Genomic DNA, 21,339 nt, shown 5'->3' on the forward strand with positions numbered 1-21,339 from the left:
GAACAATTGCGCGGCTTTCGCGGTTGCAGTACGTGATGATGCGTCTGCAGAAACCGCAGAAAACGGGCCGCTTTGTAACGGAAGTGTGACGCTGCCGCCGGCAGGTGTGGGCTTTTGCGGTCAACAACCTATCGGCGTAAATCTGCGCGGGAATTTGCCCGATGGGCAAATTCCAGCCGGAAAATTCGCGGGCGGTGAATCTTCGTTTGCACCCTCTGCCGGGGCGTGCATGTTGAACGGGCCGTGCGGCTCTACTTTGCCTGCGCCGCACAAGCACCTACTATTCCGTACCCCTTCCTTCCGCGGGCAGGTTTGTGATCCCCACAAAATCCTGCCCGCGTTTTTCTTTGCGCCTGAACCATGCCCGAGGCGGCATAAACCTGCGCAATTCTCCGGTTCACGGCGCCTGATATTGAATAACAACCGGTATTTCCGGCATCTGCCCCCAGAAACGTCAATAATCTTAAAAGGGCAGAAATCATGCGATTCCCGAGATACTTCCTTGCACTGGCAACCTGCGCGGGCCTTGCGGCCTGTGGCGACTCGACCGGCGAACAAGCACTGCTTGGCGGCGGCGCCGGGGCTGTCGGCGCAGCGGTCGTCAACGCCGATCCGCTGTTCGGTGCCGTTGTCGGTGCCGCGGGCAACGTGCTGTACTGCAAGACGCAGAACAACTGTAGGTAACACCGATTTCTCCGGGGCGCGTGTCGCCCCGACCGTCATCGCGCATCACGCCGTCGTGGGGTTCCGTCCCCGCGGCGGCGTTTTGCGTTTCCAGAACACCAAGACAAAGGACGTTTCATGTTCAACAAGATCCTGATTGCTAACCGGGGCGAGATCGCCTGCCGCGTCATCAAGACCGCCCGCAAGATGGGAATCGGCACCGTCGCCATCTATTCGGATGCGGACAAGAACGCCCTACATGTGGAAATGGCGGACGAAGCCGTTCATATCGGCCCGCCGCCTGCAAACCAGTCCTATATCGTGATCGACAAGGTGATGGACGCGATCCGCGAAAGCGGCGCACAGGCGGTGCACCCCGGATACGGCTTCCTGTCGGAAAACGCCAAGTTCGCCGAGGCGCTGGACGCCGCAGGCGTGGCTTTTGTCGGACCGCCCGTCGGTGCGATTGAAAGCATGGGCGACAAGATCACCTCGAAGAAGATCGCGCAGGATGCCGGGGTTTCGACGGTGCCCGGTTACATGGGCCTGATCGAAGACGCAGACGAGGCCGTGAAGATCAGCCAGGAGATCGGCTATCCGGTCATGATCAAGGCCAGCGCCGGCGGCGGCGGCAAGGGCATGCGGATCGCGTGGAATGATGACGAAGCGCGCGAGGGCTTCCAGTCGTCCAAGAACGAGGCCGCGAACTCTTTCGGTGACGACCGGATTTTCATCGAGAAATTCGTGACCCAACCGCGCCACATTGAAATTCAGGTTCTGTGCGACAGCCACGGCAACGGCATCTATCTGGGTGAGCGCGAATGTTCGATCCAGCGCCGCAACCAGAAAGTTGTGGAAGAAGCCCCGTCGCCGTTCCTCGACCCTGAAACCCGCAAGGCGATGGGGGAACAGGCCGTCGCTCTGGCCAAGGCAGTGGACTATGCCAGCGCGGGGACGGTGGAGTTCATCGTGGATGGCGACAAGAATTTCTACTTCCTCGAAATGAATACCCGTCTGCAGGTGGAACACCCGGTGACAGAGCTGATCACCGGCGTCGATCTGGTTGAACAGATGATCCGCGTCGCAGCGGGTGAGCCTCTGTCGATCACGCAGGACGACGTGACGCTCACCGGCTGGGCTATAGAAAACCGCCTTTATGCCGAAGATCCTTATCGCAACTTCCTGCCCTCGATCGGCCGCCTGACCCGCTATCGCCCACCGCAGGAAACCGCCGCGGGTCCGCTGCAGGTGAATGGCAAATGGCAGGGAGACGCGCCCGAAGGTGAGGCCGCCGTGCGCAACGACACCGGCGTCTATGAAGGCGGCGAAATCAGCATGTATTACGACCCGATGATCGCCAAGCTCTGCACCTGGGCCTCAACCCGCGAGCAGGCGATTGAGGCAATGCGCGTGGCGCTGGACAGTTTCGAGGTCGAAGGCATCGGTCACAACCTGCCGTTCCTGTCCGCCGTGATGGATCATCCGAAATTCGTCAGCGGCGACATGACAACCGCCTTTATCGCCGAGGAATACCCGGACGGGTTCGACGGCGTGACACTGCCCGAAGCCGATCTGCGCCGCATCACGGCCTCGTGCGCGGCCATGCACCGGGTTGCAGAGATTCGGCGCACCCGCGTGTCGGGTCGGATGGACAACCATGAACGCAAAGTCGGCAAACGCTGGGTTGTGACGTTGCAGGGTCAGGAGTTCGCGGTTCAGGTGAATGCGGACAAAGAAGGCGCAACGGTCAAGTTCGAAGACGGCTCGACCCTGCGCGTTGCGTCCGACTGGACCCCGGGGGATCAGCTGGCGGTGCTCGATGTCGACGCCGCCCCGTTGGTTCTGAAGGCCGGCAAGGTCTCGGGCGGTTTCCGGATTCGCAACCGGGGCGCGGACATGAAAGTGCATGTGCGGCGTCCGCGACAGGCGGAACTGGCTCGACTGATGCCCGAGAAGCTGCCGCCGGATACCTCGAAAATGCTGCTCTGCCCGATGCCCGGACTGATTGTGAAGGTCGATGTCGAAGTAGGGCAGGAGGTCCAGGAAGGTCAGGCGCTGTGCACGGTCGAGGCGATGAAGATGGAAAACATCTTGCGCGCGGAAAAGAAGGGCACCGTCTCCAAGATCAACGCAGGCCCCGGCGACAGCCTTGCCGTGGACGATGTGATCATGGAATTCGAATGATCATGTCCGCGTTTTTGCCAAACCCCCAAAAGGACCCGGCCAATTGCGCCGGGGCGATGGGGCGTGGCGAAGGCGCTCAGCCGCCCTCGCGCCGTTCGCGAATCTCGCGTTCGCGCAAGGGGGTCTTGTCAATCGAGCGACCGATTTCGCGTACGCTCCAAGGGGAAGGCTTGCGCAGTTTGACGACACCGTCCTTGTCAACGAACACCATCTGGAACCCGCGCGGGCGCAGTTGCGTCCGGATCGGGGACCGGGCCGCAGGATCGGTATCAGTCAGGACGATCACGTCCCGTTCGCGCATGGCGTCTTCGCCTTCCAGCAGCATGTCGATCTGCTGCCGGAACCTCGGATCGGCGGGGGTGTCGGCAAAGACGACGATGGGCCTGTTAACCCAAAGATATTCGCTCAGCTCGCTGTCACCGGCGGGACGGACAAAGCTGTCATCGGCAGGGGCTGTCCCGTCGGCGGCCGCAACAGCCAGCGGGAATAGTGCCGAGAAAACAAGGGCAAGCGTTCGTGTCATGGGGCCTCCTGTTCGTTTGAATATAGCCTCTGTGCCGATGAATGCGACCAGCGAATTGCACGCAGCGTTCAAAATGTTGCGTCCGACCATGCCCGAAGGGGCGCCACAGATGATCACACCGCGCGGGCAGCGCCCCGGCGCGATCCGAACCGAGAAAAGGAAATCGCAATGACCGATACCAAAGACTGGCAGGCGCTGGCCGAGAAAGAGCTGCGCGGCCGTCCGTTGAACGACCTGACCAAAGAGACGCTGGAAGGCATCGACGTCAAACCGCTCTACACGCAGGCAGACACCGCCGATCTGCCGCATATGGGGTCTCTGCCCGGGTTCGGGCCGTTCACGCGTGGGGTAAAGGCGACGATGTATGCCGGCCGCCCGTGGACGATCCGCCAATACGCGGGCTTTTCGACCGCCGAGGAATTGAACGCATTCTATCGCCGTAATCTGGCCGCCGGTCAGCAGGGTGTTTCGGTGGCCTTCGATCTGGCGACGCACCGGGGCTATGACAGCGACCACCCACGCGTCGTCGGTGATGTTGGCAAGGCAGGCGTGGCAATTGACAGTGTCGAGGACATGAAGATCCTGTTTGATGGCATCCCGCTGGACAAGGTCTCGGTCTCGATGACCATGAACGGTGCGGTGGTTCCGATTCTGGCCAGTTTCATCGTTGCGGGTGAGGAGCAGGGCCATGACAAGTCCGTACTGTCCGGCACCATTCAGAACGACATTCTGAAAGAGTTCATGGTGCGCAACACTTATATCTACCCGCCCGAACCGTCGATGCGGATCATCTCGGACATCATAGATTACACCTCGAACGAGATGCCCAAGTTCAACTCAATCTCGATCTCGGGCTATCACATGCAAGAGGCCGGGGCGAACCTGGTGCAGGAACTGGCCTATACGCTGGCGGATGGGCGCGAATATGTCCGCGCCGCCACGCAGGCCGGGATGGATGTGGACAAGTTCGCGGGCCGTCTGTCGTTTTTCTTTGCCATCGGCATGAACTTCTTCATGGAAATCGCCAAGCTGCGTGCGGCCCGCACGCTGTGGCATCGGGTCATGACGGATTTCGGGGCCAAGTCCGAACGGTCGAAAATGCTGCGGACCCACTGCCAGACCTCGGGCGTGTCGCTGCAGGAACAGGACCCCTATAACAACGTCATCCGCACCGCCTACGAGGCGATGAGCGCAGTTCTGGGCGGCACCCAGTCGCTGCACACCAATGCGCTGGACGAGGCGATTGCCCTGCCCACCGATTTCTCGGCCCGCATCGCGCGGAACACGCAACTGGTGCTGCAGGAGGAAACCGGCGTGACTGATGTGGTCGATCCGCTTGCCGGGTCCTACTACATCGAAAGCCTGACCAATGAACTGGTCGAAAAGGCCTGGGCGTTGATGGAAGAAGTCGAGGATATGGGAGGCATGACCAAAGCCGTCGCCTCCGGTATGCCCAAGTTGCGGATCGAGGAAAGCGCGGCACGCCGTCAGGCGATGATCGACCGAGGCGACGAGGTGATCGTCGGCGTCAACAAGTACCGCAAGGAACAGGAAGACCCGATCGACATTCTGGACGTCGACAATGTCGCCGTGCGCGATGCGCAGGTCGCGCGTCTGGAACGTATCCGCGCCACCCGCGACGAGGCCGCCTGCCAACAGGCGCTGGCCTCGCTAACCAATACCGCCCGCGAGGGCGGCAACCTGCTGGCTGCCGCGGTCGAGGCCGCCCGCGCCCGCGCATCCGTAGGAGAGATCAGCATGGCAATGGAGAAAGAGTTCGGCCGACATCGCGCCGAGGTAAAAACCCTGGCCGGTGTCTACGGTGCCGCTTACGAGGGCGACGAAGGCTTTGCCGCGATCCAGAAATCCATCGAGGAATTCGCCGAAGCCGAAGGCCGCCGCCCGCGTTTGTTGGTGGTCAAGATGGGGCAGGACGGGCATGACCGCGGGGCCAAGGTGATCGCCACGGCCTTCGCCGATATTGGCTTCGACGTGGATGTGGGGCCGTTGTTCCAGACACCCGCCGAGGCTGCGCAGGATGCGGTCGACAACGACGTGCATGTGGTCGGCATTTCGTCACAGGCGGCGGGTCACAAGACGCTGGCCCCGCAACTGGTCGAAGAGCTGAAAAAAGCCGGGGCCGAGGACATCATCGTCATCTGTGGCGGGGTTATCCCGCAACAGGACTACCAGTTCCTCTATGATCATGGTGTGAAGGCCATCTTCGGCCCGGGAACCAATATTCCCGAGGCGGCACAAGACATTCTGCGCCTGATTGGCGAAGCGCAGAGCTGACCGAATATTTTTTGACGAAAAATCTTGTGATCCCGCGCCTTTGGCGAAAACATGCGGCCAGCCCCCCTTTTGGGCTGGCCGCTTTGCATAGGAGGCGCGCGTGTTACTGGATCATCTGGCCGTGGCGGGCGAAACGCTTGATGAGGCGTCCGCCCATATCGAGCAGGCATTGGGAGTACCGTTGCAGGAGGGCGGCAAGCACGAGACCTTCGGCACTTACAACCGGCTACTGGGTCTGCGGGATGGTCTGTATCTGGAAGCCATCGCGATTGATCCCGAGGCGGCGAACCCGCAGCGAACCCGCTGGTTCGATCTTGACCGGTATCAGGGGCAGCCGCGCCTGACCAACTGGATCTGCAGGGTTTCGAATATTGTGGAATCACTGAGCGTTTTCCCGAATGGGGTCGGTACGCCCATCGAACTGGCCCGGGGCGCGTTGCGGTGGCAAATGGCGGTGCCGCTCAACGGACGATTGCCATTCGACAATCTGTTTCCGGCGCTCATCCAATGGCATGGCGACCTGCACCCCGCCAGGATGCTGCAGGACAGCGGGTGCCGCCTGCGCCGCTTGGTGGTTTTTCATCCGGATGCGCTGGAACTGGCCAGATTGCTGGGCGATCTGGATCACGTTGTGTTCGATTCAGGCCCTGCGGCGCTTCGGGCCGAGTTCGAAACACCTCATGGCGTGCGCGTGCTGGAATGAACATCCGGCAGGCCAGGGTCGCGGATGCCGAAAGTATCGCCGCAATCACAAACGCGATCATCCGCGATACGCTGGTCACTTTCACAACGACCGAGCGCAGTACGAAAAGCATCGCGGCAGATATCGAAACCCGTGGGCCCGCGTATCTTGTGGCCGAAGGAAACGGCGCGACACTTGGCTTTGCAACCTACGGCCCGTTTCGGGCTGGCCCGGGGTATGCGCAGTGCCGCGAACACACAATCCAACTGGCCACCGACGCGCGCGGTCAGGGCGTGGCGCGGGCGTTGATGTCGGCGCTTGAAGACGTGGCGCGGGCGGATGGCGTGCATGTGCTGGTGGCCGGGATATCATCGGCCAATCCGGGCGCGGTTGCCTTCCATGCGGCGCTTGGCTTTGTGCAGGTCGGTGTCATGCCCGAAGTTGGTATCAAATGGGGCCGGCGGCTGGATCTTGTGCTGATGCAGAAAATTCTTGCCGCGGAGTGATCTGTCGCACCTGACAGGCGTGCAATAGGTCGCTAGGGTGCGCTCATGTCGATTTGGACCCGCATATCTGACGCGTTGAGCGCGCTTGCCCAGGGCGAAAGCCTTGCGGCGGTTTTTGAGAAATTGCGAACACCGCCGGAAAGGTCCGTTGCGTTTGCGATCGCGGTAATTGCGCTGGGCGCGAAGATGGCCAAGGCCGACGGGCGGGTGACGCGGGACGAAGTGACAGCGTTTCGTGACGTTTTCCAGATCGCGCGCGAGGATGAGGCTGGCGCCGCCCGCGTCTTTGACATGGCCCGCACGGATGTCGCCGGGTATCAGGATTATGCCCGCAAGATCGCAAGGATGTTTGCAGATGACAGCACCACACTGTGCGACCTGATGGAGGGGCTGTTCCACATCGCGATGGCCGATGGTTTTTATCATCCCAATGAAAACGAGTTTCTGGAAGAGGTCAGCCGGATTTTCGGCCAGACCGAAGCGCAGTTTCTGGCGCTGCGGGCCCGGTTCGTTCCGGACGCGCCCAAGGACCCATACACCGTTCTGGGCGTGCCCCGCGACATGCCGCTGCCCGATATTCGCAAGGTCTGGCGGCAACTTGTCCGCGAAACACATCCCGATGCGATGATGGCCCGGGGCGTCCCGGAAGAGGCGATCCGACTGGCCGAAAAGAAGATGATCGACATCAATCGCGCCTGGGACGAGATCAACGGCGCGCGAGCCTGACGGGATGCGCTTGGCGACCTACAATATCGAATGGTTCGCCAACCTGTTTAACCGTCGTGATGAGTTGCTGATGGATGACAGATGGTCCGGCCGCCACGATGTCACAAGGGCGCAGCAGGTCGAAGCGATCGCCAAGGTTCTGACGGCGGTGGACGCAGATGCGATCCTGATTGTCGAGGCTCCCAATACCGGTAAAACCCAAAACACGGTGCGCGCGCTGCAGAACTTTGCCGCCGCCTTTGATCTGCGCACGACAAACGCGGTGATGGGTTTCGCCAATGACACCCATCAGGAGCTTGCCCTGCTTTACGATCCCGCCGTACTCACGGTGCGGCACGATCCGCAAGCCGGGGACGAAAGGGTGCCGCGTTTTGATGACGTCCTGCACATCGACCTTGATATCGATGCCACCGAAGATCAGGTACGGTTCTCCAAACCGCCCATGGAGCTTGAGGTCCTGACCCGCAAGGGCGCAAGGTTTCGCCTGATCGGGGCCCATCTGAAATCCAAGGCGCCCCACGGTGCCGGATCGCGCGACGAGGCGATCCGCATCTCAATCGCCAACCGCCGCAAGCAGCTTGCGCAGGCCGTCTGGCTGTCGCGGCGGGTCAGGGCGCATATCGGGGCCGGGGATCAGGTCATTCTGATGGGGGATCTGAATGATGGGCCGGGTCTGGATGAGTTTGAACATCTGTTCGGGCGATCCTCGGTCGAGATTGTGTTGCAGGCGGGATTGTTCGACCCCCACGCGGTCACGGCACATGGGCCAAGGCCGGGCTCTGTGCCTGCAACGGCCCGGTTTGCCCGGCCGGGTGAGGGGCAGTTCCTTGAGGCGCTGCTGGACTACATCATGATCAGCGACAACCTGCGGGCATTCCACCCAGACTGGCGCATCTGGCACCCGTTTCGCGACAGCGCCTGTCAGGCCTCCCGCGAATTGCAAAACGCGCTGCTGACCGCATCCGATCATTTTCCGGTCACTCTCGATATTGATCTGTAAGCTTTCATCCCGCACCCGCTGCGCCTATATTTTCGGGTATGAGACATGTTTTTCCGATCTGTGCGATTTCGGCGGCCCTTGCTCTGCCTGCCTTTGCCGAGGAAGACACTGGTAAATCGTTGATGGAGCAGGGTGCAGAACTGTTCTTTGAAGGGTTGCGCCAGGAAATGGAGCCCGCGCTGGAAGACCTGCAAGGGCTGGTCAATCAATTCGGCCCCGCGATGCAGTCCTTTTTCGAGGAGATGGGACCGGCGCTGGCTGACTTGGCCGGCGAAATTCAAGATTGGAGCACCTATGAGGCGCCCGAGATGCTGCCAAACGGCGATATCATAATTCGGAAAAAACCGCCTGAGGACCCGCAGGACATCCCCGAACAAACCGAACAGGACCCGGATGGCGCGACGGAAATCTGACGCCTATCCCTTGATGATGACCCGGGTCTCGGATTTCAGCGCATTCGCCAGCGAATTCAGGCGCGACTCGGCCACCTCGTTGAACAGCGGTCGGGCGGCGGCGGGCAGGCGCAGTTCCAGCAGGTGCTTTTTGGGATAAAACCGCAATGTTCCCATCGTGGCATCGCTTTGCATCCACAGCATCGCGCCGAACCGCATGGCTTTGCCCAGAATCTCGGCCTGTTTCTGGTCTTTTTCCTCTAACAGCTTGTACAGGGGCTCAAACCTGTTGCCTTCGCGCTTGTTGCGATAGCGGTGCTGCAGGGCGAGGCCGATGAATATACGCTCGGAGTGTTTCAGACCGCCCAAATTGGCGCGGGTGACGTTGTCGAAACACACCTCGGCCCGGTAATCGGGATGCGCGCGCCAACTGACGTCATGCAGCAGACATGCCGCCTTGACCAGCCGAACCCTTGCGGGCGGGGCCGATTTGAACAGGGGCATTACGAATTCATAAAGGTGTTTGCCAAAGCCGGGCAGGCGGGCGTCCTTAGCTTCCGAGAACCGGCTGGCCTCGATCAGCGGGTCGCGATCTCGCAGGTCTTGCGGCATCTGTTCGTACAGCAGACCTTCGCGAATTCCATAGCTTGAGATCGCGATGTCCTTGGGTTTGAACGTGCGGATCAACCGGGCCAGCACATCCATCGCATAGGGGATCAGCGTCATGCGCGAGCTTGAAACCCCGGCCTGACTGCGCAGTTTTTCAGGGTCGCCTTTTTCGATGAACTTGATGGTTTCACGTACCTGCGTGGTGGTCATCCGGTATTCATGCAGGACGTTCAGGGGATACCCCCGGCGCAGCATGTCCAGGCGCGCAAAGGCGCGCCAACTGCCCCCGACCAGGAACAGGCGGTCGCGCTGAAGACCCATCTGATCGCGCAGGTCTTCCATGGTGGCTTTGATATGCGCTTTACGCGCCCGGCGACCGCCCTTGATGTCGCGCAGCTTGAGCGGGCCAAGAGCCGACGTCAGACGCCGCCCGACATCGCCGTCGCCGATTTCAGCCAGTTCCATCGACGACCCGCCGATGTCGCAGATCAGCCCATAAGCGCCCGGCCAGCCCAGCAAAACACCCTGTGCGGACAGGCGCGCCTCTTCCCCGCCGTCGATGACCGATACGGTCAGCCCCGTCTCGGATTTGACCTCGTCGCAAAAATCCGGCCCGTCTTCTGCCTCGCGAACGGCTGCGGTGGCCACGACGTGCAGCCCGGGCAGGTTCAGATCGTCGGCAAGCCGGGCAAACCGGCGCAGCGCGGAAAGCGCGCGCACGCGTCCGCGGGGGTTGAGGCGACCGGTTTCCGACAGGCCGGCCCCAAGCTCGCACATGACTTTTTCGTTGTAGAAATAGGCCGGAGACCGTGCTGCGCCGTCAAAGATCACCATCCGGACCGAGTTCGACCCGACATCGACGACACCTACGCGGGACAGGGCCCGGGCCTCGGGGTTGTCAAACAATGGCTTTCCGAAAGGCCCCCAGTCCGGGATGTCGGTTTCGAAGCTCTGATCCATGTCTTTTCCAGGTTTGCCGCCAGCAGAATGCGAAATCACCCGTTGCGGGTCAATTGTCGGATCAGACATCTTCCGCATCCGCGTTGAGAACCCTGACCGCCAGTGCCCGGGTGATCTCTCGTTTTTCCGACAGGGCAATGTAATCCAGCCGCTTGACCACATCGGCTGCCGTTTCAAAGCGCCGGTCCATGTGCTTGACCAGATATGAAATGACTTCGGGGCCGGGGTTCAGCTGGCGGTCGATGAAGAGCTTGGCCAGAACCGCCCCCAAAAGCGCGTCGTCCGGGGGATCAAGGGCAACGTGATGGGCGCCTTCTATGCGGCTCTGCAGATCCGGCAGCGGCAACTGCCACAGCTTGGGCACAAGACGCCCGGTCATCAACAGGGTCCATCCCTCGGCCAGGGCCAGGTTGTGCAAGTGAAACAGGGCCTTCTGCCGCTCCGGGTCGTCCGCGATCATCGGCACATCTTCAACCGCAACCGGTCTGCGTGCCAGATCGGGCACGGCGTCATAATCCAAATCCCTGGCCGGGATGATCCGACCGCCGGTTTCAGCCGCCCAAACATGGGCAAGGTGCGTCTTGCCGGCCCCGGCCGGACCGCTGAGCACCAGCTTGTTGCCAGGCCAGGACGTGGCCGAGATCATTGCAACGGCCAATGCGTTGGCCGGGGACACAAAGAAATCCTCACGCCCCAGCGCGGTCTTGGCCGGAAGATCAAAGCTTAGCTGTCGGGCCATTTATTCGTTTTCCTGATTCAACCCTTCGAGGCCGGTATACAACCGGCTGTCCAGATAAATCGACGTGGCGAACCGCGCCACCACTCCCAACGCCGCAGCCACAGGAACCGCGACCAGCATGCCAACAAAGCCAAACAGCGCACCGAAAACCGACAGGGCCAGCAGCAGCCAGACAGGGTGCAGCCCGACCGAGCTGCCAACCAGCTTGGGCGTCAGAAAGTTGCCCTCGGTCACCTGACCCAGCGCAAAGATACCGGCGACCAGACCGATATGGGCCCAATCGCCCCAAAACTGGAACATGGCCAGACCAATGGCCAGACTGCCGCCGATCAGCGCGCCAAGGTAGGGGATGAACGTGACCAGGCCAGCGATGAAGCCGACAATCAGGCCGAATTGCAGACCCACCAGCATCAGCGCTACCGCGTAATAGGTGCCGAGGATCAGGCACACAGTGCCCATACCGCGCACGAACGAGGCCAGAACCGCATCAATCTCACCTGCCAGCCGCTTGATCGTTGGAGCGTGGTCGCGGGGCAAAAGCTCTCCGATCCGGGCAATCATGCGGTCCCAGTCCAGCAACAGATAAACAGCCACCACCGGAACGATGACCAGCAGGACAACGACGTTGATCGCGGACCCCAGCGAGGCCACAACCGATTGCAGAACGTCACCCGTTTTCGATTGCAGCGTCTCACCCAACGACACCAGAACCTGATGCGAGCTGGATTCACGGTCCAGCAGCGACGGGAATTGTTTTTCGATGAAGCCGCGCAACTCCTTGAACAGGCTGGGCATCACTTCGATCAGGTCGATCAGCTGCGTGATCAGCGCGGGAACCACCATCAGGACCATGAGGACAAAGCCCAGAATTCCAACAATTGTAATGATCCCCGTGGCGGCCATGCGCGACAGGCCCAGATTTTCAAGCCGGTCCGCGACCGGATCAAGGAAATAGGCGATCGCGCCTCCGATGACGAATGGCAGCAGAACGTCGCCAAGGGCCCACAACAAAAGAACAAATACCGCGGTGGCAATGCCCCAGTATCTTAGCTGATCCTTCACCGGCAAAGCCATAGCTGTCCCCTTGTTACGGCCGTTGCACGTGTTCTTGGCGTATGCGGCCCCGCGATGCAAGCGCTTCATACCCGGCTGAATACGGGTGGCTAATCGCTCAGCGTTCCCAGTTCGGGGGTCTCCTCATCTGCTGCTTCGTCCGGCCAGTTGGTACGCCAGATCTCGGCCGACCAATGGCCGCAATGCACAGGCGGGCGGTCGAACCCCGGCAAAGGAGGAAGCAGGGGCGTGACAATAACATCGTGGCGCGGAACGGCGAAATAGGGAAAGGAATACCGTTCGCGGCCCGAGCGATTGACCACCCGGTGCGGCGTAGATTTCAGGCGGCCACCGGACCACAGTTCAAGCATGTCGCCAATATTGACGATGAAACCGCCCGGCGGGCAGTCCGGGGTGATCCAGCCCCCGTCTTGCGTGCGCACTTCCAGCCCACCGACGGGGTCAGGGGCGATTATGGTCAGGGCATCGGTGTCCTTGTGTGGATGAATGCCATAGCCCGTATCGTCCGGGTCCTGAGGTGGATAGTGCAAAAGCGTCATGTTTGTCATTGGATCGCGGAAAGCGTCGCACAAAGTGTTTGCCGAAAGCCCCAACCCCACCTCAACCGCGCGCAGCAGCATGTCGGCAACGCTGTCCAGACGGGACCAATAGTCCAGAATGACCGAACGCGCGTCCGGAACCTCTGGCGGCCACAGGTTTGGACCGTAAAGCGCGCAGTCCTTGCGGATGGGCGCATCCTCGGCGACTTCGAAGTGCAGCTTATAGCCTTCGTATTTGTCCGCCCGGCCTGATCCGTCATTCGGCGTGAAAAACCCCAACGGGATATAGCCGCGATAGTTTTCCCTAGTGATGGCCCGATCCCATTTCAGGCGCTCTTCGATGTCAAAGATTGCCCGGACACAGCTACGCATATTTTCAACAATTTGCTGGGAAACGCCCGTTCCCGTAATCGACAGAAATCCGATCTGGGTAAACGCCTCCATGACTTGCTGAACCGCCCGATCATAGTCAGGATGGCCTGCATCATGCAGCGGAGCGATGTCGATCGTCGGGATACGGTCCATCAGTGAATCCGGACGCCCTGCCGGTCCAGCTCTGCGTGAACCGAGGCCAGGTTCAGCTCGCGCAGGTCCTGATTGCTTTTTAGCGATTGGGCGGCAGCGATCCCCGCACCCTGACCCATGACGGCGCAGCAGGCCATGTTCCGGGTGGCAGCATGGGCTACCTTGTCGGCCCCGTGCGACCGACCCGCAACCAGCAAGCCCTTGATCCCTTTCGGCAACATCGAGCGATAGGGGATTTGCATGTACCGCCCGGTGGTCGGCAGGATCAGAATGCCATAGCCGTCGATGAATTCGGGGTAGATACCGATTGTATCCTCGAACCGGCCCTGATGGCGCGCGTCCTGCTCGGTCATGTTGTAGACCGCGTCGATCTTGCGGGTGTCGCGGATACCGATGGTCATGCCGAAATTGCGCAGCCGCGCGTTCTCGCAACCCGGCATGAAGCGGCGCAGGGCGTCGATGGCCAGCATGGATTGGCGACGGCCCTCGATCTCGCCCCGTGTCAGGCTGTCGGGGTCGGTGCCGTCGATTTCGGCCAGATGGATAAGGTTCATATAGGTCAGCTCACCCGTGTCATGCATCGCGCCCCAGGTGCCCGCGATGGTGTTCAGATGCGGCGGGATCATCCCCGCATCAATCGCCTGCTGAAAGGGTTTGTGCACGAAGGGAGAAAACATGTCGTCCTCTTTGCCCGAGGTTTCGATGTTCCACTCACCCCCGCCGCCCCAGTCCTTATAGGTCTGCGGGTCGGCCTTCACGCCTTCCATGAACGCGCGTTTGTCCACGCCGGCCAGATGGAACATGACCGAGGCTGCCATCATCTCTTCGGGTGCAGTCTTGCAGGTGGGCGCGCCCGCACGGTGGGCCACATCCGCATCGCCGGTGGCGTCGATCACGACCCTGGCCAGGATCGCCTCGCGCCCGGCCTTGGATTCGGTGATGATTCCGGTGATCCGGTCGCCCTCAAGGATCGGCGCCACAAACTGCCGGTGCAGCATCGGATGGACACCGGCCTCCGCCACCAGCTTATCTGCGACCAGTTTGAAGCCTTCGCTGTCCAGCTCATAGCTCAACGACTGGCTTTCGGGCACCGCTGCGCCCATCTCTTTGGCGCGGGTTTCGAACTCCATGCCGATACCGCCGGCCTCGACCGTCTGTTCGTGGCGATACCAGGCGAAACCTTCGACCCCGACGGCAGTGATGTTACCGCCCATGCAGCCGAACCGGTCGACCAGAGACACCTCGGCCCCTGCGCGCGCGGCGGCCAGAGCCGCGGCCAGACCGGCCGGGCCGGACCCGACAACCAACACCTCCGTCTGGTGAACAACGGGTATCTGGCGGGCGGGTTCCTGAATGGTCTGCATTGGGGCCTCGTGAATTTTACATTCCTGTCACAATTGAAGCTCCTGACTGGTGGGTCAATCAAAAATCCGACCGCGCCGAGGTCGCAAAATCACCATTGCCTGATTGCCCCCGGCGGGGCTTTGGCATAAGCAGCTTTGAAGTCGAATTCTCACCTTTGAAGGTCATCCAATGCGCCTCAGCCGTTATTTTCTGCCCGTTCTCAAGGAAAACCCGTCCGAGGCCCAGATCGTCAGCCACCGGCTGATGCTGCGCGCCGGGATGATCAAACAGGCTGCCGCCGGGATTTATTCGTGGCTGCCGCTGGGCTTCAAAGTGCTGCGCAAACTGGAAAATATCATCCATGAAGAGCAGGCGCGCGCAGGCCATATCGCGATCCAGATGCCCATTATCCAATCGGCAGACCTATGGCGTGAATCCGGGCGGTATGACGATTACGGTCAGGAAATGCTGCGTATGAAGGACCGGCATGACCGGGATATGCTGTTCACGCCCACAGCCGAAGAACTGGTAACAGACATCTTCCGCGGTCACGTGAACAGCTACAAGGACCTGCCGCTGACGCTCTATCAGATTCAGTGGAAGTTTCGTGACGAAATCCGCCCGCGTTTCGGTGTGATGCGGGGGCGTGAGTTCTACATGAAGGATGGCTACAATTTCGACCTGACCAAAGAGGACGCGCTGCACGCCTATAACCGCCATCTGGTCACCTATCTGCGCACTTACGAGCGGATGGGGTTGCAGGCGATCCCGATGCGCGCCAATTCCGGCCCGATCGGCGGCGACAATACGCACGAGTTTCTTGTGCTGGCCGAAACCGGAGAATCCGAGGTCTTCTATGACAGCGCCGTCACCGACCTGTCCTTTGGCGACCGCGAGATTGACTACAACGACAAAGCACAGTGTCAGGCCATCCTTGAGGAATTTACCTCGAAATACGCGCGCACCGACGAAACCCATGATGAGGGGTTGTTCAACCAGATCCCCGAAGACCGTCGCCGCGTGGCGCGTGGGATCGAAGTGGGGCAGATTTTCTATTTTGGCACCAAGTATTCCGAGGCAATGGGCGCGACCGTGCAGGGCCCTGATGGCAAGCCGGTTCCGGTCCATATGGGCAGCCATGGTATCGGTGTCAGCCGCCTGATCGGCGCGATCATCGAAGCCAGCCATGACGACAAGGGCATCATCTGGCCCGAGGGCGTGACCCCGTTCCACTGTGGCATCGTCAATCTGAAGCAGGGCGATGAAGAGGCGGACGCCGCATGTGACAAGCTTTACGGCGCGCTGACCGCGCTGGGTCTGGAACCGCTTTACGATGACCGCAACGAAAGGGCCGGGGGCAAGTTTGCCACAATGGACCTGATCGGCCTGCCATGGCGCATCACAGTTGGCCCGCGTGGTCTGAAAAACGGCGTGGTCGAACTGACCAGCCGCCGTACCGGCGAAAGCGAGGAGCTGAGCCCCGAAGCCGCTGTCACCAGGATCGCAAAGATTTATGAGCAAATCGGCTGATCCTTCCGGCGCGCCGCTGATCTCGGTCGTCACCGCCACCCATAACCTGTTGTCTCAGGGGCGTCAGGACGGGTTTCGCGAAGTGATGGCCTGTATGGCGCGCCAGAATTGCGGCCGGGCAGAGCACATCATTCAGGACGGGGCCTCGACCGATGGCACGGTCGGCTTCCTTCAGGACCTGACTGCGGAGGCCCCGCGCACGCGCCTGATCAGCGAGCCGGATTCGGGCCTCTACGATGCGATGAACAAAGGGGCGCAGGCGGCGCGGGGCCAATACCTGCTGTTCCTGAACTCTGATGACTCACTGGCCTCCGACGATGTTCTGAACTCAGCGGCGGACAGGTTGACGGTGACCGGCCCCGATTTTTTGTACGGTTCGACCCTGCGCCGATATGAGGACGGAACCGAAACCCGTGAAAAGCGGATGTCGCTGACAGCGATACTGCAGCGCATGCCTTTCTGCCACAACTCGGTCTTTCTGAAACGGGATGTCTTTCTGGCGATGGGCGGTCACGACACGCAGTTTCGCGTCGCCGCCGATTACGACCTGATGCTGCGGATGCTGGCCGGGGGGTATCAGGGCGAGGGGATGGACGACCCCATCTCATTGTTCTGGAGCAGAGGCGTGACCCAGGACGACAGCCGCACCGGTCAGGACTATGCCCGCGTCTGGTTGAAATATTATGAGGGGTTCAAATCGGCCCGCGGTTTAACCCAGGAGGATTTCCATCGGTTCTACCAGCGCGGTCATATGCCGGCAGGGCTTGTTCTGGAACAGTTGCGCCGACCCGGCGCTGCTGAGGCGATAAAGATTGCCGCGCGTCACAGCCTGTGGAAATCCCTGCGACGGTCAGCCCAGTTCTGGAGGCGGTTTTAGACGCCGTTCGATGACGGGCGGTCGATCAGGATATCACCGTCCGCCTGATTGCCTCGTGCCACGACCATGGGTCGTCCCAGACGCCGCACAAGTTCTCTGAATTCGAACCCGAGAAAGCGCAAACCGCAGACACGGTCGCCGGTATCCTGGTCCGTGACGCAAAGCCGGCCTTGCCGGAAGACAAGGTGATAGCCCTTGTCCTGCAGGATCTGTGTCAGGCTACCCCAGCTCGCGGCGCTGGAAAAGACCGGGCGGATTGCGGCGCGCAGCAACGCTGCGGTTTCGCAATCCAGTTCTGTGGAAGCTAATTGGGCAGAAAATGCGCCCCCTGTTTGTGTTTCAAATCGAATACTCATGAGCGACCCCCGCTCTAACTGGTTAAATCCCCCAATACCTAGGGTGACAAAATTCCCCAAAATAAGCAAAACACGAAATATTATTGCGCATGAAATGTTACATTTTGGATTCAGTAAGCCTTGTCCGGCTCACATTGACTTCATAGCTGAAACAATGATCGGTTGTCTGTGAAGGGCTTCACAACCAAGAGTGTAGCGACGCCCATTTGCGTTCACCTTAAATCCGAACAGGTCTGTTTTTCATGATGGCTTGGTGATTCGTTTTCCCCTTTCGCCGGGGTGAATTGGACAGAAACCGAATTGCTGATACACGAAGCAAAACTTTGAAAGGACCTGCGGTTTGCTGAGTTTCGCCACGGTTGTGTATGCCAAGGATTTTCCGTTGCTGGAACTTCAGGCGCTGTCTTTTGCCCGGTTCGTCGATCCCGACCGCGTCGGTTCGATCCATGTGATCATGAACGACATCGACGAAGTGAAACTGCGTGCGAATCTCGAACCCATTCTGGCGGCCTACGGGCCGCTGCGATCGAAGGTTTCGATCCTGAGCGGCGATGATGTTCTGTTGGGGCAGGGACATTGCTTGCGCCGGCCAATGCCGGATCAAATCCTGATTGAAAACCGGTTTCGTATCCCGGTGGCCAGAAAAGGCGGATGGCGCGGGAACAACGGCTATCGCTCGCAGCAGGTTCTGAAACTGGGCGCCGCGCGGGTGGCCGCGTCCGAACACATGGTCATCCTCGACACCAAAAACGTGTTTCTGAGGGCCTTTGACGACGCCGAGTATTTCGCGGCCAACGGTGCAGCCCGCATACCTTTCGTCGGGATCAAAAGCGATTTTCACCACAGATGGCTGTGCGAAAGTCTGGACGCGCTGGGGGTTCCGCATCCTGATCTGAGCCAGTTGCACACAACGACGTTCTCCACACCTTTCCCGGTACGCCGCTCGCTTATCCTGGCGCTGCTGGACGAGATCAACGCGCGCTATGGTTCGGTTCAGGCTCTGTTTGCCTCGCGCAGACGGCCGTCCGAGTTCATGTTGATGAATGCCTTTTGCCTGAAGTCCCCGGAAGGATATGAGCGCTGGTTCGAAAATACGACCAATTGGAACGTTGGATTGTGGCCGACCTTTTCGGCGGAAGAGCTTGCCGCCAAGATGACCCGGCTGGACGATCCCTGTGCGCTGACGCTGGGACTGCATAACCGGGCCCTGGCAAAACTGCCCACTGATCTGCGCGACCGGGTGTTCTCCGAACTGGAAAACCGCGAAATATGTGAGCGGTCCAAAGCCGAGGCCGTTCTGAACCGAACAGCGGCCCTGACCGGCTGACAACCAACTTGACCATCCGGCGAAATGCCGAAAGGGTCGCGCCAAACAAAAAACCGGAGCAGACATGGCCAAGACGCCCCCGCCCTTTGCCCCATTTGAATGGAAGATCGCCTGGCGATACCTGCGCGCGCGCCGGGCCGAGGGCGGCGTCAGTGTGATGACTTGGATTTCCCTGATTGGGATCACATTGGCCGTTTTCGCTCTGATCGCCACGCTGGCCGTGCGGTCCGGGTTCCGGTCCGAATTTGTCGGCACAATTCTGGGGGCAAATGCCCACGTCACGGTTTATTCCGCAGGTAACTTCGACGCACAGGGACGCTTGGACCGGACCATCGCGGATTATGACGGCGTCACCGAACGCATCGCGCAGGTGCCCGGCGTTGTTCGCGCCGCACCTTTGGTCAAAGGGCAGGTTCTGATTACCAATCGCGAACGCAGCAGCGGGGTCGAAGTGTTCGGTATTCAACCCGACGATCTGCTGGACCTGCCCGGTGTCGCTGAAAGCGAACGGGCCGTCGGGGATCTGTCGGAATTTCAGAACGGGCAAGATGTCATCGCCATTGGCTCGGGCGTGGCGCGCAGCATCGGTGCGACCGTGGGTGACACCGTCAAACTGACCTCACCCAACGGCGTGAAAACAGCCTTTGGCACGTCGCCCCGCGTAAACGCCTATCGTGTGGTCTATGTGTTCTCGGCCGGGCGCTACGATATCGACCGAACCCGTGTCTATATGCCATTCGAACAGGCGCAGAGCTTTTTTAACCGTGAAGGCGTGGCGGATGAGATCGAGGTGATGGTCGAACACCCCGAGGAACTGACGCCGATCCTTATCCCGATCCTAGAGGCTGCGGGCGAACGCAGCCAATTATGGACGTGGCAGGACGCCTCGGGCGGGTTCCTGCGGGCGCTGGAAGTCGAGGACAACGTGATGTTCATCATCCTGTCGATCCTCGTGCTGATTGCGGCGATGAACATCGTTTCGGGCCTGATCATGCTGGTAAAGAACAAGGGCCGCGATATCGGCATCCTGCGCACCGTTGGCCTGAGCGAAGGGTCGGTCCTGCGGGTGTTTTTCATTTGCGGCGCTTTCACCGGCATCATCGGCACTGCGATGGGTGTGATCGTGGGCTGCCTGTTTGCGATCTATATCGACCCGATTTTCTCGTTCGTGAACTACGCGATGGGCGGCGGCGTGTGGGACCCGTCCATCCGGGGCATCTACGCTCTGCCGGCCGAACTGCACCTATCGGATGTGCTCATGGCGATCGGATTGTCGCTGGGGCTGTCTTTCTTTGTCACTTATTTCCCCGCCCGCCGCGCGGCGCGGCTGAACCCGGTCGAGGCGCTGCGCTATGAATGATGTGACGATGCGGCTGAACGGCCTGACCAAAACCTATTCTCAAGGGCACTCCGGGCGAGGTTCAGGTGTTGCGCGGTGCCGATCTGGAATTGCGCAGCGGTGAGGCGGTGGCACTGGTGGCGCCGTCGGGAGCCGGTAAGTCGACCCTTCTGCACATTGCCGGATTGCTGGATACGCCCGATGCCGGGTCGGTCGAGATCGCGGGCCGGAACGTGGCCGGTAAGGGCGACCGCACCCGCACCGCGTTGCGGCGACAGGATGTTGGGTTCGTTTATCAGTTTCACCATCTGCTGCCCGAGTTCACGGCGCTGGAAAACATCACTCTGCCGCAGCTTGCCAATGGTGTATCCGAGAAAGCCGCCCAGCAAAGGGCGATGATCCTGCTGGATCGCGTTGGTGTCGCGGCGCGCGCTGCTCACCGCCCGGCGGCCTTGTCCGGAGGAGAGCAACAGCGCGTGGCTTTTTGCCGGGCCTTGGCCAACAAGCCGCGGGTCCTGCTGGCGGATGAACCGACGGGCAATCTGGACCCCGAGACCTCGGATCAGGTATTCGATGCGCTGATGGCGCTGGTCCGGGACGAAGGGCTGTCGGCGCTGATTGCCACGCATAACATGGACCTTGCCGCGCGGATGGACCGCAAGCTGCGGCTTGAGGCGGGTGTGCTCAGGCCAGTTGAGTGATCGCCACGCCAACGGCCATTACGGTGATGCCGCCCGCCCGAATCCAGGTCAGCGGCGTGACCTGAGCGCCGAACAGGCCGAAATGGTCGATGGCCGCCGTGCTGATCAACTGCCCCAGCAGAACGAAGAACACCGCATTGCCGACCCCGAAATGCGGGGCGACATGGGTGATCGACAAGACGTAAAAGGCGATCAGGATACCGGCCAGCAACAGATGTTTTGGTGCGTCCGTGATTTTGGACAGCGCCCCGGCACTCGGAAACACCAGCAGGACAAGCGCGGACGCGCCGAACGCGATGGCAAAAAGAACCACTGCGGCCGCGGTCGGCGATCCGATCAGCTTGCCAAGTGCCGCGTTCAGCGCGGCAAGAATTGGCACGCCAATTCCGGCCGCCAGCATGATGGCTGCATATTGTGTCATATCCGGAATCCTCTGCGCCGCTTTCGT

At 60.6% G+C, this 21,339-nt stretch carries 20 protein-coding genes and 1 pseudogene; 13 read left to right on the forward strand and 8 right to left on the reverse strand.

What is annotated here, in order from left to right; genetic code table 11:
* The first annotated feature begins 480 nt into the window (after window positions 1-480).
* Window positions 481-684 carry a hypothetical protein gene (locus tag ACXAC3_RS08765; RefSeq protein WP_475158840.1) on the forward strand — a complete coding sequence of 68 codons (204 nt, stop codon included), beginning with the start codon at window positions 481-483 and terminating at the stop codon, window positions 682-684.
* A 117-nt stretch (window positions 685-801) separates the two neighbouring features.
* A complete protein-coding gene (locus ACXAC3_RS08770; RefSeq protein WP_475158841.1) occupies window positions 802-2,847 on the forward strand; it encodes an acetyl-CoA carboxylase biotin carboxylase subunit in 2,046 nt (681 codons plus the stop codon).
* A gap of 76 nt (window positions 2,848-2,923) precedes the next feature.
* Here the strand turns inward: ACXAC3_RS08770 and ACXAC3_RS08775 are convergent, their stop codons facing one another.
* On the reverse strand, window positions 2,924-3,370 hold the full coding sequence (locus ACXAC3_RS08775; protein ID WP_475158844.1) for a DUF4174 domain-containing protein: 447 nt from the start codon (window positions 3,368-3,370) through the stop codon (window positions 2,924-2,926).
* A 168-nt stretch (window positions 3,371-3,538) separates the two neighbouring features.
* Here ACXAC3_RS08775 and scpA point away from each other — a divergent pair, with 168 nt between their 5' ends.
* The 6 genes from scpA to ACXAC3_RS08805 all read left to right on the forward strand — a co-directional run bounded on the left by scpA (window position 3,539) and on the right by ACXAC3_RS08805 (window position 8,992).
* Window positions 3,539-5,665, forward strand: coding sequence for a methylmalonyl-CoA mutase (scpA, locus tag ACXAC3_RS08780; protein ID WP_475158846.1), 2,127 nt, complete (start codon window positions 3,539-3,541; stop codon window positions 5,663-5,665).
* A 100-nt stretch (window positions 5,666-5,765) separates the two neighbouring features.
* A complete protein-coding gene (locus ACXAC3_RS08785) occupies window positions 5,766-6,368 on the forward strand; it encodes a VOC family protein (RefSeq protein WP_475158848.1) in 603 nt (200 codons plus the stop codon).
* The gene (locus ACXAC3_RS08790; protein WP_475158849.1) at window positions 6,365-6,853 is read left to right on the forward strand and encodes an N-acetyltransferase family protein; all 489 of its coding nucleotides are present in this window, start codon (window positions 6,365-6,367) and stop codon (window positions 6,851-6,853) included. Before ACXAC3_RS08785 ends, ACXAC3_RS08790 begins: the two co-directional genes overlap by 4 nt.
* A 45-nt stretch (window positions 6,854-6,898) precedes the next feature.
* Window positions 6,899-7,579: a TerB family tellurite resistance protein gene (locus ACXAC3_RS08795; protein ID WP_475158851.1), complete on the forward strand. Its 681-nt coding sequence runs from the start codon at window positions 6,899-6,901 to the stop codon at window positions 7,577-7,579.
* A gap of 4 nt (window positions 7,580-7,583) precedes the next feature.
* Window positions 7,584-8,579, forward strand: a complete 996-nt coding sequence (locus tag ACXAC3_RS08800) for an endonuclease/exonuclease/phosphatase family protein (RefSeq protein ID WP_475158852.1) — start codon at window positions 7,584-7,586, stop codon at window positions 8,577-8,579.
* Window positions 8,580-8,617: 38 nt separating this feature from the next.
* Window positions 8,618-8,992 carry a hypothetical protein gene (locus ACXAC3_RS08805; protein WP_475158854.1) on the forward strand — a complete coding sequence of 125 codons (375 nt, stop codon included), beginning with the start codon at window positions 8,618-8,620 and terminating at the stop codon, window positions 8,990-8,992.
* A gap of 3 nt (window positions 8,993-8,995) precedes the next feature.
* On the opposite strand, the gene ACXAC3_RS08810 is transcribed toward ACXAC3_RS08805, so the two are convergent.
* The 5 genes from ACXAC3_RS08810 to ACXAC3_RS08830 all read right to left on the reverse strand — a co-directional run bounded on the left by ACXAC3_RS08810 (window position 8,996) and on the right by ACXAC3_RS08830 (window position 14,781).
* Window positions 8,996-10,540 carry a Ppx/GppA family phosphatase gene (locus tag ACXAC3_RS08810; RefSeq protein ID WP_475163392.1) on the reverse strand — a complete coding sequence of 515 codons (1,545 nt, stop codon included), beginning with the start codon at window positions 10,538-10,540 and terminating at the stop codon, window positions 8,996-8,998.
* A gap of 61 nt (window positions 10,541-10,601) precedes the next feature.
* Window positions 10,602-11,279 carry a P-loop NTPase family protein gene (locus tag ACXAC3_RS08815; RefSeq protein ID WP_475158856.1) on the reverse strand — a complete coding sequence of 226 codons (678 nt, stop codon included), beginning with the start codon at window positions 11,277-11,279 and terminating at the stop codon, window positions 10,602-10,604.
* A complete protein-coding gene (locus ACXAC3_RS08820; RefSeq protein ID WP_475158858.1) occupies window positions 11,280-12,353 on the reverse strand; it encodes an AI-2E family transporter in 1,074 nt (357 codons plus the stop codon).
* 89 nt (window positions 12,354-12,442) lie between these two features.
* Window positions 12,443-13,417, reverse strand: coding sequence for an isopenicillin N synthase family dioxygenase (locus tag ACXAC3_RS08825; protein ID WP_475158859.1), 975 nt, complete (start codon window positions 13,415-13,417; stop codon window positions 12,443-12,445).
* Window positions 13,417-14,781 (reverse strand): FAD-dependent oxidoreductase, encoded by a 1,365-nt coding sequence (locus tag ACXAC3_RS08830; RefSeq protein ID WP_475158861.1) that lies wholly within the window; start codon window positions 14,779-14,781, stop codon window positions 13,417-13,419. The genes ACXAC3_RS08825 and ACXAC3_RS08830 overlap by 1 nt, the downstream gene beginning before the upstream one ends.
* Before the next feature lie 169 nt (window positions 14,782-14,950).
* Between ACXAC3_RS08830 and proS the strand changes: the two genes are divergently transcribed.
* On the forward strand, window positions 14,951-16,291 hold the full coding sequence (gene proS, locus ACXAC3_RS08835) for a proline--tRNA ligase (protein WP_475158864.1): 1,341 nt from the start codon (window positions 14,951-14,953) through the stop codon (window positions 16,289-16,291).
* Window positions 16,275-17,168, forward strand: a complete 894-nt coding sequence (locus ACXAC3_RS08840; protein ID WP_475158866.1) for a glycosyltransferase family 2 protein — start codon at window positions 16,275-16,277, stop codon at window positions 17,166-17,168. The genes proS and ACXAC3_RS08840 overlap by 17 nt, the downstream gene beginning before the upstream one ends.
* Here the strand turns inward: ACXAC3_RS08840 and ACXAC3_RS08845 are convergent.
* Window positions 17,165-17,524: a hypothetical protein gene (locus ACXAC3_RS08845; protein ID WP_475158870.1), complete on the reverse strand. Its 360-nt coding sequence runs from the start codon at window positions 17,522-17,524 to the stop codon at window positions 17,165-17,167. The two genes, ACXAC3_RS08840 and ACXAC3_RS08845, sit on opposite strands and share 4 nt — an antisense overlap.
* Before the next feature lie 340 nt (window positions 17,525-17,864).
* On the opposite strand from ACXAC3_RS08845, the gene ACXAC3_RS08850 reads away from it, so the two are divergent.
* The 3 genes and pseudogenes from ACXAC3_RS08850 (at window position 17,865) to ACXAC3_RS08860 (ending at window position 20,891) form a co-directional block, all read left to right on the forward strand.
* The gene (locus ACXAC3_RS08850) at window positions 17,865-18,851 is read left to right on the forward strand and encodes a DUF6492 family protein (protein ID WP_475158873.1); all 987 of its coding nucleotides are present in this window, start codon (window positions 17,865-17,867) and stop codon (window positions 18,849-18,851) included.
* A 64-nt stretch (window positions 18,852-18,915) separates the two neighbouring features.
* Window positions 18,916-20,211 carry a lipoprotein-releasing ABC transporter permease subunit gene (locus tag ACXAC3_RS08855; RefSeq protein WP_475158876.1) on the forward strand — a complete coding sequence of 432 codons (1,296 nt, stop codon included), beginning with the start codon at window positions 18,916-18,918 and terminating at the stop codon, window positions 20,209-20,211.
* Window positions 20,204-20,891: pseudogene (locus ACXAC3_RS08860) on the forward strand (ABC transporter ATP-binding protein). The gene ACXAC3_RS08855 and the pseudogene ACXAC3_RS08860 overlap by 8 nt, the downstream one beginning before the upstream one ends.
* Here the strand turns inward: ACXAC3_RS08860 and ACXAC3_RS08865 are convergent.
* Window positions 20,875-21,312, reverse strand: coding sequence for a DMT family transporter (locus tag ACXAC3_RS08865; protein ID WP_475158880.1), 438 nt, complete (start codon window positions 21,310-21,312; stop codon window positions 20,875-20,877). The pseudogene ACXAC3_RS08860 and the gene ACXAC3_RS08865 sit on opposite strands and share 17 nt — an antisense overlap.
* Window positions 21,313-21,339: the final 27 nt, after the last annotated feature.

The sequence above is a fragment of the Ruegeria sp. ABV4_181 genome (genome assembly GCF_056158465.1).